The organism is Crossiella sp. S99.2 (assembly GCF_023094165.1).
Lineage (GTDB): Bacteria > Actinomycetota > Actinomycetes > Mycobacteriales > Pseudonocardiaceae > Crossiella.
Window position 1 is genome coordinate 716994 of the sequence record NZ_JALMDK010000002.1, and the last position, 13230, is coordinate 730223.

A 13230-nucleotide genomic window follows, 5' to 3' on the forward strand; every position below is an offset into this window, starting at 1 on the left:
CAGCGTCTTCGCAGGCCGCAGGGGGTGGTCCTCTAACCTGATCCCCCGTATGAACCCCATCATGATCCCCCGTATGAACCCCCAATGGAAGCCACCGTGCGTGTCGATGATCCCTGAAACGACTACTCGGCGTGACATTCGGTCAGGGTTGGCTTTGAGTAGGAATACGGTGGGCTGGTTCCGCCGTTCGGCGTAACGTGGAGGGCTCTGTCGCTACGAGACGAGGAGGCCGAGACCGGCTCTGTGGTCGTGCTGAGCAGGCACGACCGTTCAGGTGGCTGCCGCAGGGGGTGCGTCGCCGGACGAGGGGACGACGGGCGCGGCGCGAGGGCCGGGTCAGTGCACACGGGGAGGCGTTATGAAGGTGGGGGACGAGAGGTTCCTTCGGGGTTTGTACGACCTGAAGTACCTTTTCGGGGACAAGTGGGCACCGGCCATCCTGGTCACGCTCTCGGGCGGCCCCATGCGGCGAAAAGAGATTCTTTCCACGATCAGCTCGTATTCCATTGGTGAAGAATGGTCGGACAAACACGCCGTCCTGCACGATAGCATTCTGGCGCGTACATTGAAAAAGATGACCGAAGAAGGTCTTTTGACGCGCATCCGGTGCACAAAGACTTTTCCGGTCACAGTTACTTACGAGTTGAAGCCGGAAGTCTTGGAGTTCTTGACGCAGGCCGAGGTGCTCGTGGCCTGGGCTGAGAAGCATCAGGAACTCATCGCGCAAGCTCAGGCATACAGTCGCCGGAATGGTGACGAGATGGGCACGCTGACGGGAATGGGTGAGCTGGACGAAATCGGTCTCACCGATGACGAGGACGACGAATAGGCCGAGCTGGCAGACACCCGCACGCTCCGGGCCGGCAACGGCAGGCCCTCGCCGCCATTGCCCCACCGCCTCAGCTGGCCGCGATGCGCCCACGTTCGCCCTGGGCCTGTGCACTCGTGGCGCCGGCTGAGCCGTCCTCGTGACGCTGCCCCAGCCGGGCAGCCAGCCCACGAGCCTGCGGAGTCGGCGCCGCGTCGACCTCGGCGAGCCGGGTGGTCAGCAAGGTCAGCGTCCGCGGGATGGCGTCCAGCTGCCCGAGACGTTCCTGCAGCCGCATGATGTCGCGGTAGAGCAGCTCGTTGTGCGGATCGAAGGCCCGCGCGACTTCCAGCAGATCCAGGGTCTGCTGGGGATCGGAGTCCACCAGCGCGCGGGCCAGCGCCGCGACAGCGTCGATAGCGTCGCGGCGGATCGCCTCGCGGGCGGGCTCGATCCACTCGTTCGACATGCCCTCGGCCAGCGGTCCGCCGTAGCTGTTGACCACCTCGCGGTACGCATCGACACGCGCGGAGTCGGTGGCGGCGGCGCGGCGGGCGGCCACGGCGCGCGCGAAGCGCCAGTAGTCACTGCGAACGCTCGCGGGATCGAGCTGGTAGCGCCCGTTGCTGGCGGAGACGACGTCGGTCACCGTGCCGTTCGTGGCCGTGGCCAGCGCGCTGCGCATCCGCGACAACGCCGTGTGCAGGGCGTTGGTCGGCCGCGCCGGCGGGTCCTGGCCCCACAAGGCCGAGACGAGCGTCTCGCGGGTGGCACCGTCCGGATGCAGCGCCAGCAGCACCAGCAACTCCTTGGTCCGGGGCTGCAAGGCGCCGGTGATCTCGCGCGCATCGCCGGTGGCGCCGGGTTCGGGGTGCCAGTGCACCCGCAGGTCACCGAGCACGGTCACGGTGAGCAGCGCTGGGCTGGTGTCCTGTTCACCGCCGCTGGTGGTGGTCGGCGGTGTCTCGGCCACGGGTTTGGCGGGCTCGCTGGTGGACGCCGGTTCGTCGGCTTCGCCCTCGTCGTGGTGCTCGGTCTCGTCGTCGGCCAAGCGCGACGGGACCTGCCGGACGCCGGAGGCCGGTGGGCGCAGCCGGGCACCGGGCGGCTGAACCTGAGCGGGGCCGAGGATCTCCAGCTCGGTGTCCGGGAGCGCCGATTGCGTGACCGCGGCCGTGACTTCCAGCTCGATCTCGTCCGCGCCCGAGCCGCCGGTCTCGAGCGGGTCGGCCTCGCCTTGTGCTTGGTCGTTGCCGGCGGGGTGCGCCGCCACGATGCGAGGACGCGGCACGGGCGGCGCGACGAGCTCGTCGGTGGCCGGCGGGTCGGGTTCGGCTTGACGCAGCAGGGCCAGCAGCTCGGCGGCGTCGCCGCCGCCAAGGCGGAACATCCGGGTGCCGCGCAGGGCCTCGCCCAGACCAGGGCCGGTGGCCGAGATCGAGCCATCGTCGCGGACGTAGGCGGTAACGCCGGGTTGCCACTGGCCCAGCAGCAGACCGGTGACCCCGAACGGCGCTCCGTTATCCAGGACCGCCTGCAGTCGTGAGTGGTGTGCTGGTGGTCGTGCCACCAACACCAGCGGCGGCCACGTCCCTGGCTCGGCCTCGGGTTCCCGGCTGGCCGTGGCTCGCACCAGGGTCTCGGCCTCCACCGCGTCCAGCGCGCCGTCCAGGTCGGCGACGACCCGCACGGCCGAGGGCAGGTGCTCCTGTGTTGCTCCGCGTCCGAGCACCGAGACCAGGTCGTCGGCCGGGACGATGACGATCGCCCCGGCCGACGTCGCCAGGTGGTCTGGGGAGCTGGTGAGCGCGGTGATCAGCAGAGCACGGGCCGCAGCGGGAGCACCGGCGCCGACCAGGCCAAGGCCGCGGGCGGTCGCGAGGTCGAGGGCGACCTCGCGACCGTCGCGGACACCCAGACCCGGCGCGACGGTGGGGGGTCGGCCGGCGCCGGTCTGGGGCGCGCCCACCACAAGGGGCGGCGCGGGCGGGACACGCTGCGGACGCTGCTGTTCCTCGTCGCCCGGGTAGTCCTCGTCGAGGTCGATCTCGTCGTCGGCCTCGGAGCGCAGGTGCGCCAGCCGCAGCTGGTAGACCACCGGTGCGACGGGCAGGTCGTCGCGGTCGCCGCTGCCGGGCCGGTATCGGCTGTTGTGGCGGCGGCGGGCGACGAGCAATGCCGCGCTGATCGCGGCGGCCAGGCCGAGCCCGACGAACAGCTCCGCTCCCCAGCGGAAGCCGGGTTCGCTCGTCGCGGGAGCCGAGTTGGTGCCGGTCGCGGCCGGTGGTGCTTGTTGGGTGGACGGCGCTGGTTGCGCTGGTGTGGACGGTTGGATGCTCGTCGGTGGCACAGCGGTGGTCGGCGGGGCGGGAGCGGTCGGTGGGGCGGGAGTGGACTGGTCCGGGTCGGCTGGCTGCTGGGGTGGCACCGTCGGCGCGCTCGGGTCGTGTGGCAGTGCGAGTTCCTCGCCGGGGAAGATCAGGCTGGGTTTGGTGAACGTGTGCCCGTTCGGTTGCGGCTTGCCCTTGTTGAGGTCGAAGATCTCCGGCCAGCGCGCGCCGTCGCCGAGGGTGCGTTCGGCGATGCGCCACAACGAGTCGTGGATTCCGTTCTGTGGTGCCAGCACGACCACCGACTCCGGATGTGTGGGAGCGGCGACGGTGCTGCTGTCGCCGGTGGTGGTCTGGGTGGCGAAGACCGCGTTGCGGACCACCGGGGTCTCGCCGGCGGGGCCTGGGTGTTGCCAGGCTGGGGCGGTCGCCACGACTTGCGATCCGGTCCCGAGCGCCGTGGACAACGAGGTGGGTGGTGCTGGTGAGGGTCGGTTGCCCAGTACTGCCAGCAGGACTGCGCCGACCAGTACGGCCGCCAGCGCGTGCATCGGACCGGCGGCGGAGAAGTCCGGCAACCGGGCTGCGTCGAACCCACTGCGTGCCAGGTCGATCGTGCACCGAAGGACGTCGATGGTGAACGCGGCCCACGTGATCCAGCACAAGCAGGCGAGAAAGCCCAGCAGGAACGTGGTCGTCATCGGGCCGAGCAGTACGCCCTGGACTTCGGCCCATGTCGGGACGTGGTTCGGCAACGGCCAGCCGACGTAGTGCCACAGCGCCCAGGGCAAGCCCGCCACAAGCGCGAGTAACACCGCGGCTGCGATGAGCCCTCGGAGCGCCCGGCCGGCGAACCGGAACATGCCGGCCAGTGCCCACCACACGCGGCGGCCCGCGCCCGGTGGCCGTGTCGGCTCCCGGCCGGACTTGTGCGATGTCGAGGTCACAGCTGACTCGTTTCCTTGGCAGTACAGGGCTTTAGGGATCGATGCTCACCACGCCACGAGGCAACGGATGCACGCGCCGGGTGTGTCTTGGTGACGAACGTCTGTCAGGTCACCCCGCCGTGACGCGCTCAGGCGTGTCCGCGGTGTCGGTGCGAGGTGCGGCGGGCTCGCGTGGCACGGACGCAAGGCCGTTTGTCGGTCCCTTCGCCGCGGACGGTCCTCGGGCTGTGGTGCTCGCCGCAGTCACAGCGGGCTTCTTCTTTTTCGTGGTGCGGTTCGGTTTCCGGGTCGTGAGCCATCCCGTCAGGTCGGCTGCCGGAATGTTGGTGAACCGCGCCAGCTCGTCGATGTCCAGCACGTCGCTCGCGTCAGCGAGTACTTCGCCGAGCTGTCGTTCGACCTCGTCGAGTTGCGTGGCGAGCTCGGTTCGGGTTTTGGCGAGTTCGCCGACTTGCTTTGCCGCGGCGGATCGCTTCAGGCGCCGAGCCGTGTCGGCCGCCTCGACTCGGCGGTCGATCTCCTCGGCCGTGGCGATCTCGTCGGTCGTAGCCATCCCGATCTCCTCTGTGTTGGCGTACTGGTGTGAGCGTTGGAGCGCGGCTATGGGTCGATGGTCACCACCCCGCGCTGGGGATGAGCGCTGCCGGTGCCGTGGACGGTGAGGCTGGAGATCCCGACCATGCCCAGCAGTTGCGTGTTCTGGGAGGCGGTGATGGTGACCGTGACGGTGTCGCCGGAGACGGTCACAGTTCCGGAGGCGCCGACGGTGGCGAGATAGCTTTGCGCGTCGGCGACCGCCTGGACCGGTACCAGTTGCAGGGTGCCGGTGCTGCGGTAGGCGGAGAGGTCGATGGCCTGGGCGCCGGCGCGAGCGGCGGCTTCCGCCTGCCCGTTGGCCTTGACCTTGGCGGACAAGGCCAAGCCCCCGTCCAGGGTCAGCCCGGCCAAGGCGAGGATCCCGATGGTGAGTACCACGACGAACGCGGTCGCCCGGCCGTCGTCGGCCCGCCACCAGGTCCGCCGCTGCGTTCGCCACCAGTGGCTCCGCCGTGTCCACCAGAGTGTCGACTTATCGTGTGCCTGGCGGATCATGCGCCGCCTCCGGAGGCATTTCCCGAGACCGAGCGCCAGGTATCGACTGGTTCGACAGCGGTGGCGGACAAGCGTTTCTGACCGGGAACACCGAGGATCAGCGCGTCGCCGAAGTCGACCGCACACGACACCGTCACGCTGACCGTGCCGCCCGGTCGCATCCCGCCGGTGGCGGTGTCCACGCTCAGCGACGCACAGGTCACTCCGGCTGAGGACAGCGCGTTGGTGGCGGTGGACTGAGCCGCTGCGGTGGCGGTGGCCGAGGTGCGTTCGATGCTCGCCGCGCGGGCCGCTTGGTGCGCGGCATCGTCCAGCCGCAGCCGGGCATCCACCCCTCGGTGGATCACCACGGCGACGAACACGAGCAGCATGACCAGAAACGGTGCCGCTATGGTGACTTCCGCAGCCACTGAGCCACGGTCCGCGCGCCACCAGGCCACCCACCGACCCAGGCGGGGGTGATAGCGCCCCAGCGGGCGTTCTGGGCTACCGGACGGGCGCATGGCGGGTGTCCGGGCGGCGGGCGATTTCGTGGTCGTCATAGCGTCCGATCACCCACCGCTGGCCAGATCGGGAACGAACCGTTCGACCGGGCCGGACGCCTCGGCGTGCACCGGCAAACTGAGGAACGGGACGACCGACGTCGCGGTCCCGGAGATCCGGATCGACGCCGAGTTGGCGGTGCGGTCGGCACCGACACTGGTGCCGGTCAAGGGGCCGCGTGCGAGCTGATCGAGCATCTGCTGCGCACTCGCGCTGCCCGCAGCCGCGGTTCCGTTCTGGGCTCGCGCGGCGGCGAGCCCTTGAGACGCGGCGGCCTGGGCGATGTGCGTGGCGTGCGACCACAGCGCGAACTGCACGATCGCCAGCAGCATCAACAGAAGCAGCGGCGTCGCGATCACCAGCTCCGCGCTGACCGCGCCGCGGTCACCGCGCAGAAGCAGCCGGATACGGCCTCGCGAGGCCGTCCTCCCGTGCGCAGGCCGCTGCCGGCCATCACCGCGGCCTCTGTCGGCGCGGCGGTGACGCCACCGCTGTGCCTGCTCCCGGCTCATCACGGTTACAGGTTGATGCCGTTGGCCTTGGCGGTGACCTTCGCGATGATGATCGCGATGATCGCCAACGCGGCCACCACCAGCAACGCTGTCACCAGCACGGTCTCGGTCGAGTACCCGGCCTCGGGTTCCCGGCGCAGCACTTCCCACCGTGCTTTTACCGTCGTCCACAATGTCACCAGGTAGAGGTGCATAGCGCTTCTCCTCCCATTTCCACGTGCCCCCACCACTCAGAGTCCATTGAGGACTTGCGTGAGTGCGGGGTAGGCGATGAACGCCAAGAAGCCCAGGAACAACGCCATCACCGGCAGCGACATGCGTTCGGTGGCGGCTTGGGCGTCGCCTTCGGCGTCGGTGATCTGATGCGTACGCAGCGCCCCGGCCTTGGCCGCGAGCGAGGTGCGCACCTTCGCGCCCTCGGTGCCGGCCAGGCTGACCGAAGCGGCGAGCTCGGACAGCTCGGTGACGTCGAGTTCCTCGCCGAGCTGGCGCAGCGTCGCCCACGGTGTCGTGCGGGTCAGCCGGGCGGTGTCCAGGGCTCGGCGGATCTGCTCGAACGCCCAGCCTCGGCCGATGGCGACCGAGTCGTTCAGCGCGCTGTCGACCCCGGCGCCACCGGCCAGAGTGATCCACACCAGGTCGAGGTAGGCGGACAGGGCGTGGCGGAACCCGGTGCGCAGCTTCGCCGCGTCGGACTTCGCTTGCAGGTCGGGCAGGACGAATCCCGCAGCGGCCAGAACGAGTCCGGCGATGATCGGAAACTCGATCCCCAGCGACAACCCGGCCAGGGTGAGCAGCAGTTGCAGCAGGACCGGCGCGAGCAGCCCGGCGATCGCGAGGGTTGCCTTCTCCGCCAGATGGGTCGCGACCGGGCGGCCGATGACCGCCAGATCGCGAGCCAGCCGCTCGCCGGGCAGACCGAGCGCGCACAGCGGCGCGATGAACGGGCGGCCGAGCCTGGCCGCCCACCCGGTGTCCTCGGTGGCCAGGATCGGGGTCGGCGCGGGCGCAGCCGTGCTGCGCGCCAGGACCGCGCCCAGGGCGGGCCGGGGCGGGAACGCCCACACCGCCAGCGCCCACAGGCCGAGGCCCAGCCCGGCTCCCAGAATCAGTGCGGTGATCACGGTGGTCACACCTGCCTCTCGGCGAGGAGTGCGGGCTGGTCCTCGGAATCGGCGGCCAGGGACAAGAACCGTTCGGGCTCGGCGACCCTGGCGACCCGCACCAGCCACGTGAAGCCCAGTCCAAACAGGACGCCGATGCCCAGCAGGACGATCTGCCCGGTCGCGGAGTCGTAGGCGGACAGGTACGGGCGGTTGAGCAGCACGACGGCCACGGCGAAGCACAAGGTGGTGCCGACGATCACCCGCACGCTGGTTCGGGTTCGGGCGCGTCCGGCTTCGACCCGCATCCGCATCGAGGCTTGCTCGCGGGCGGTGTGCGCGAGGGAGCCGAGCAGGTCACCGAGCTGGCGGGCTTGCTGTTCTGCGGCGAGCACCAGGGCGGCGAGGACGAGGTCGCCGGTGGGGTCGGCGAGCTGGTCGGCCAGGTGGCGCAGGGAGGGCGCCAGCCGGTCTCCGTTCTCGATTCGCACCGCGAGGTCGGTGATCTCGCCGCGGATGGCCGGCGGCGCCAGTGGCGCGGTCGCGAGGATGGCCTGCTCCAGCCCGGCGGCGGCCGAGAGCGTGTCGCGCAGCATCTCCGTCCAGGTCGCGATCGCTTCGATCCGCGCCACCCGGCGGGCGTGCTCGGGGTCGCGGCCCAGGACACGAGGCAGCGCCCAGACCGCGAGCCCGGCCAGCACGGCGCCGACAACCCAGCCGGTGGCCACCCCGGTGAGCACACCCACCGCGACCGCCAGTCCGACCCGCAGCGCCTGGCGCTGGTCTCGCGGCGCGGCTTGCGCGCGGCGAGACTGCCCGCGGCGGAACAGTCCGGAGCGCCGGTTCGCGTCCACGCCGCGCCAGCCGATGATGACCAGCAGCAACCCGACACCGACGCCGACGCCGAGCAGGGCGGTGGTGGCGCTGATCGTGATGTTCACCGCGGCCACCAGCCTTCCGGTTGCTCGAGCAGGCCGGGGTCGAACCCGGCGTCGACGAGGTCGTCGAGGGTGTCGGTGCGCAGCGCCCCGGCCACTGGACGGGCGCGGCGGTCCGCGCCGGGCCGATAGACCTCGTTGGAGACCACCTGCGGGCCGTCGGCGCCGACGACCTCGCGGATCGAGGACACGACGCGAGTGGTGCGGTCGGTGCCGCGGGCCAGGTGCACGACAAAGTGCACCGCCGAGGCGACCAGCAGGTTCGTAGCGTCCAGCGGGAGGCGTTCGACGCCTTGTGCGGCGTAGGAGGCCAGCCGGGTGAAGGCGATCCGTGAGCTGGAGGCGTGCAGGGTCGCCATCGAGCCGTCGTTGCCCTGGCTCATGGCGTTGCACATCGGGATGACTTCCGGTCCTCGGATTTCGCCGACGATCACTCGGTCCGGGCTCATGCGCAGGCCCCAGCGGACGAGTTCGGCCTGGGAGATCGCGCCCTCGCCCTCCACGTTGGCTTCACGGGCCTGGAAGGCGGTCACGTCGGCGTGAATGTCGGGGTCGAGTTCCAGGCCGAGCTCGAAGGCGTCCTCGATGGTCACGATGCGTTCCATCGGGTCCATCTCCGAGGCCAGCGCTCGCAGCAGGGTGGTCTTGCCCGCGCCCGTGCCGCCGGTGATCAGGATGTTCTTGCGCGCCCGCACCAGCGCGCGCAGGAATTGCTCCAAGCCGGGGTCGATGGTGCCGCGAGTTCGCAGCTCGGGCAGGGTGACGGTGAGGTAGCCGTGCCGGCGGATCGACAGCGAGGTCACCCCACCCGCGGTCAGGCCCATCACGGCGAACAACCGCTCCCCGCCAGGCAACTGGAGGTTGACCGCTGGGGAGCCGTAATCGAAGCGACGTTCCTGGCTGGACGCGCGGGCCGCGAGCAGCCGCACCAGATCGGTCAGCTCCTCGTTCGAGCCCGCGATCGGGGCGACCCGCGCGCGGCGGCCGTCGTTGTACTGCACGAAGACCCGGTCGTAGCGATTGGCGTTGATCGTCTCCACCGACGGGTCATCCAGCAGCGGCTGCAGGCCGGCCATGCCGAACAGTTCGTTGATGACCTCGGTGATCACCCGCTGCTCGACATCCCGGCCGACCAGCGACCGGTTGTCCATCAGCTCGTTCTCGCTGTGCGCGGCGACCGCGTCCTCCAAGATCGCCCGCGCCAGCTCGCGGCGGGCCTCCCTGGTGACCGGGGCGCCGGTGCGGCGCTGCTGGGCATCTACCCGCAGCGGCAACTCAGTACTGAGCGTGTCGCGCAAGTGCTGGCGCAGCCGCCCGACAGCCTCGGTTGCCTGCACCGGCTCCGGGCCGCTCGGCGCTGATTGCGGGGCTGACTGCGCCCAGTTGGGGTGTCCGGATGTATTGGCCGGTTGCCAACCTGATGGTTGTCCCTGCTGTTGGTGGGGACGCAGGGGTACCGGAGCCGGATAGCCGTTGGGCGGAGGGCTGTTGGGCGGATAGGTCATGACGCTTGCCCTCCGCGCGAGGTGTTCTCGGTGTTCGGCGGCAGGGGTGTCGGCGCGAGTCGCAGACCGTTGGCCGAGACCGGACTGGCGGGCACGCCGGGCACACCGTGTACGCCAGGCACCGCGCGCAACACCTGCATCGGCTGGTTGTCGGCCGGTGCTTGCCGAGGCAACGCGGGCGGCGGTGCCTGCTCGGCGATGAGAACCTTCGCGACCTTGTGCGCGACCTGCCCCAACGCCGAATGGGCCGGTCCGCTGCGGCCCCACCGCAGCGTGCTGGGCCGTCCACACAACACAGCGGCCCCGTGCGGATCGTCAGGAACGCGGCCCAACGGCAGAACACCGAGTTCGCGGGCGACTTCAGCGGTGGAATACCCCTCGCCGACCAGCAACATCGCCGGATGCGCGGTCCAACGGCCGATCGCCGGCAGGCGACGGGCCAGGTGCGCGAGGTCGTCGGCGTGAGCACGGGTCAGCAAAACCATCGCGTCGGCAGAGCGCACGATCGGCATCGCCGGCGACCCGGCGTCGATCCGGCCGCAGTCGACGATCACCACGGCATCCGGCGCGCTCGCGGCCGTCCGCAGGACGCCCGCGCCAGTGCTCGGGTCGGCCAGCGCGGACAACGCCGCTCGCGCGCGGTCGGCATCCGGTGGCGCGGCCACCACCGGCAGCCCGCCCGGCAGGGCCTGCGCGTGCTGCCACAGCAACGCCGGGTCGTCGCTACGCCGAGCGGCGACCGCCAAGCTCACCAGCCCCGGCGCCGATTCCAGCGAGAACCGCGTCCCGACGTCCCCGCCGGACGGGTCGGCCTCCACCAGCAGCGCGCGTGAGGGCGATGGCCAGCGCGCGGCCAGCGCGACCGAGAACGTGGTCACCCCAGGCGACCCTTTCACCGACAGCACCGCCACCAACATCACTGACCACTTCCCGGAAGCATCACGATCGACAACTGACCCGCGGGCACGGCGGCGATCTGGCGGGCGGCGGCCTGGCTCAACTGCACAGACACCACCGTGACCTGCTGGTTCGGCGGCGAGGTCACGCTGGTGACCACCGCCGGCCACACCGTCGTGGAGTCCGGCGTCGGCGGGCTGCCCAGCGCGGCGCCCGACTGGCCCGGCACGAACACCACCGACACGTGCGCGCCCGGCGACACCTCCACCGGGAACTGGCCCGCCTTCAACGACAACGCCGCGAGCGCCTGCCCCGTCACGGGAACACCGGCACCGCTCACCGCGTCCAGGGTCAGCAGTGCACCGGCGGGCAGGCTCGACGACATCGTCTTACCCACCACGCTCGCCGCCTGGTTCGCGTCCACAACAGACACTCCGGGGTCGACGGCGACGTTGACCTGCTTGAGATCCTGCGCGGTCAGAACCTGCCCGACCGCCACCGGCCGCGCCAACGCCAAGACCGTTTCTCGGTTCCCGGAGTTCAGCGACACCACCAGGAACGCGGCGGCACACGCCAGCACAAGCAGTGCACCCAGCAGCAGGTGCGGGATGCTGCGGCGTCGTTTCGTTCCGCGCAGCCGCGAGGCGGGCTTCTTGTCGTCCGCGACCCAGGGACCGCTGGCCGACTTCGTGGGTCGGTCGGTGTCCGGCTGGCTCGTGATGTTCGTGGTCACGCCGGTACCTCCTCCAGGCATGGGGGTAGTGCGCCGCGTCTCTGATGTTCTTCAGCGAGCGGAAGGATGAGTCAGTTTGTTTGTGTTGTTATGAAAGGAGGTGCTGCCTGGGAAGGTCAGCCGCCGCCGTTGTTGAGGGCTTGGGATTCCGCGACACGGAAGGCCGCGTTACCGGTCGTGGTCAGGTCCGGGAACGTTCCGCCTTGGCCCGCGCCCGCCCAGGTGACCGTCCAGTGCACCGTGGCGGCGACCGGGAATGCTTGCCCCGCTTGCTTCGCGGACGAGGTGCGGTAGGTGTGGCCGCAGTCCGGTGACGGTGCCTTCGGGTCAGTCCCGGCTCGGAACGGCGTGCCCGCCCCGGTACACGTCACGGTGCTGCCGTCGCCCATGGACCACGTCACCGACGTCGGCGTCGCGGTCGCCGTCACCGATACGCCCGGCACGGTCGCTGTCGCCGATACCGGCCCCCATCCGCTCGAGAGCCACATCCACGTCGGCAAGTTCACCAGCTGATCGCCGACAGGGTTCGCCGCGATCGTCGGTGTGGGCAGCCGCAACTGCTTGCGCGCCATCTGCGCCAACTCGGCTGGCGAGGGCAACTGCGCCGCTCCGGGTTGCTGTCCATCCGCGATCCACACCGGTGGCCGGTACAGCCCGTCGGTGACGCCCGCAGTCGAGCATTGCCATACGTACCAGGAACCTTGCTGGCCCTGTGCTGGTTGGGCGGCTTGCGCCAAGACCACACCACCCGCTGCTGGACGGGTGAAGACAGCGGGTTGCGCGGTCGCACCGCCTGTGTTCAGTGGCTTGGTGAAGGCGGCGGTGACCACACCACCGGACGGCGGCTGGTAGTCGCTCTTCACGTAGGAACACTTGGCCAGGTTCGAGTTCCCGCCGATGATCGTGTCGCCGGGGTTGCTGTTGTCCTTGCCTGGGTTGCCGTTGCCCGGACGTCCAGGTTTGTTGCCGTTGCCTGGGTTCCCCGGCTTGCTGTTGTCTCCGCCTTTGCCCGCGCCAAGGTCGCAGACCGGAGCCGGCGTCTGGTCACAGGTCGTGCTGCCGTAGCCACCGTCAGCCAACGCCGGAGCCACACCGCAGAAGCCGCCGACAACCACCAGTCCTGTCACGATCGAAACGCGTCGTAGGTTCAGCATGTCCCCGCCTCGTGGACGCCGTACTCCGAGACCTTCCATGATCCGTCCGCCTGCTTCTGGACGATGGCGTTGATGAGGTGCCGACCGCCCGGAGTGTCATTGGCGAGCTGCCCGGTGTCGGCCTTGTACTTCAGCCACCGTGAATCGTCGGAGCAGTCCTTGATCACGATCTTGTTCGGGTTGTCAGGGGGTTCGACAGAGGACACCGAAGGCTCGTAAGTGGGTTCGCCCTTGGTCACCAAGCCGTTGTAGTGATCGGCGTACAGGGCCCGTGACATGTTCGTCAGCGCGATCCCTGTTGCGTACCGCCCCAGTTTCGGTGACTGCCAGTCCGATGTGGTCCCAGCGGCGACGAAGTCTTGCCACATCCCTCGATAAGAGGCGAGAGCGTCCTGCTTGGCTTTGTCCACGACGGACAATGCTGTGGTCGGCGGCGCCGACGTTGCCGGTGCTTGTCCGGTCGCTTGGGTCGTGCCGGACGGCGGGCTGGTCGTCGTGCCGGAACTACAGGCGGCGAGGACCATCAGCGTGGCTCCAAGCCCGAGCACCACCCTGACCCGGCGCCCACCGGCGATCAAGACCATACGAGCTACCACACCCCACCCCCCAGACATCAGTGAAGATCGTCTTTCTTTTTCGTGATACACACCACGTCTACACCACCTACC

14 protein-coding genes are annotated in these 13230 nt (G+C 69.9%); 1 reads left to right on the forward strand and 13 read right to left on the reverse strand.

Going from position 1 to position 13230, the window contains the following annotated elements:
• Positions 1–358: 358 nt before the first annotated feature.
• Positions 359–829 (forward strand): helix-turn-helix domain-containing protein, encoded by a 471-nt coding sequence (locus tag MZC64_RS09915; RefSeq protein ID WP_247763047.1) that lies wholly within the window; start codon positions 359–361, stop codon positions 827–829.
• Positions 830–899: 70 nt separating this feature from the next.
• Here MZC64_RS09915 and MZC64_RS09920 read toward each other — a convergent pair whose 3' ends face one another.
• From MZC64_RS09920 to MZC64_RS09980, 13 genes are all read right to left on the reverse strand, one after another.
• Positions 900–4085, reverse strand: coding sequence for a BTAD domain-containing putative transcriptional regulator (locus MZC64_RS09920; RefSeq protein ID WP_247763050.1), 3186 nt, complete (start codon positions 4083–4085; stop codon positions 900–902).
• Between the two features lie 109 nt (positions 4086–4194).
• Entirely contained in the window at positions 4195–4638 is a 444-nt protein-coding gene (locus tag MZC64_RS09925; protein WP_247763053.1) for a hypothetical protein, read from the reverse strand.
• 47 nt (positions 4639–4685) lie between these two features.
• Positions 4686–5177 carry a pilus assembly protein TadG-related protein gene (locus MZC64_RS09930; protein ID WP_247763056.1) on the reverse strand — a complete coding sequence of 164 codons (492 nt, stop codon included), beginning with the start codon at positions 5175–5177 and terminating at the stop codon, positions 4686–4688.
• Complete coding sequence (locus MZC64_RS09935; RefSeq protein WP_247763059.1) at positions 5174–5587, reverse strand: pilus assembly protein TadE; 414 nt, start codon at positions 5585–5587, stop codon at positions 5174–5176. Before MZC64_RS09935 ends, MZC64_RS09930 begins: the two co-directional genes overlap by 4 nt.
• A 141-nt stretch (positions 5588–5728) precedes the next feature.
• Entirely contained in the window at positions 5729–6232 is a 504-nt protein-coding gene (locus MZC64_RS09940) for a TadE/TadG family type IV pilus assembly protein (RefSeq protein WP_282105148.1), read from the reverse strand.
• Between the two features lie 5 nt (positions 6233–6237).
• Positions 6238–6426 carry a hypothetical protein gene (locus MZC64_RS09945; protein WP_098513947.1) on the reverse strand — a complete coding sequence of 63 codons (189 nt, stop codon included), beginning with the start codon at positions 6424–6426 and terminating at the stop codon, positions 6238–6240.
• 36 nt (positions 6427–6462) lie between these two features.
• Complete coding sequence (locus tag MZC64_RS09950; protein ID WP_247763062.1) at positions 6463–7356, reverse strand: type II secretion system F family protein; 894 nt, start codon at positions 7354–7356, stop codon at positions 6463–6465.
• A 5-nt stretch (positions 7357–7361) separates the two neighbouring features.
• Positions 7362–8285, reverse strand: coding sequence for a type II secretion system F family protein (locus MZC64_RS09955; RefSeq protein ID WP_247763065.1), 924 nt, complete (start codon positions 8283–8285; stop codon positions 7362–7364).
• Positions 8273–9778 (reverse strand): CpaF family protein, encoded by a 1506-nt coding sequence (locus MZC64_RS09960; RefSeq protein ID WP_247763067.1) that lies wholly within the window; start codon positions 9776–9778, stop codon positions 8273–8275. Before MZC64_RS09960 ends, MZC64_RS09955 begins: the two co-directional genes overlap by 13 nt.
• The gene (locus MZC64_RS09965) at positions 9775–10695 is read right to left on the reverse strand and encodes a chromosome partitioning protein (RefSeq protein WP_247763069.1); all 921 of its coding nucleotides are present in this window, start codon (positions 10693–10695) and stop codon (positions 9775–9777) included. The genes MZC64_RS09960 and MZC64_RS09965 overlap by 4 nt, the downstream gene beginning before the upstream one ends.
• A complete protein-coding gene (locus tag MZC64_RS09970) occupies positions 10695–11408 on the reverse strand; it encodes an SAF domain-containing protein (RefSeq protein WP_247763070.1) in 714 nt (237 codons plus the stop codon). The genes MZC64_RS09965 and MZC64_RS09970 overlap by 1 nt, the downstream gene beginning before the upstream one ends.
• 116 nt (positions 11409–11524) lie before the next feature.
• The gene (locus MZC64_RS09975) at positions 11525–12562 is read right to left on the reverse strand and encodes a hypothetical protein (protein ID WP_247763073.1); all 1038 of its coding nucleotides are present in this window, start codon (positions 12560–12562) and stop codon (positions 11525–11527) included.
• Positions 12556–13146 (reverse strand): hypothetical protein, encoded by a 591-nt coding sequence (locus MZC64_RS09980; protein WP_247763075.1) that lies wholly within the window; start codon positions 13144–13146, stop codon positions 12556–12558. Before MZC64_RS09980 ends, MZC64_RS09975 begins: the two co-directional genes overlap by 7 nt.
• Between the last annotated feature and the right edge of the window lie 84 nt (positions 13147–13230).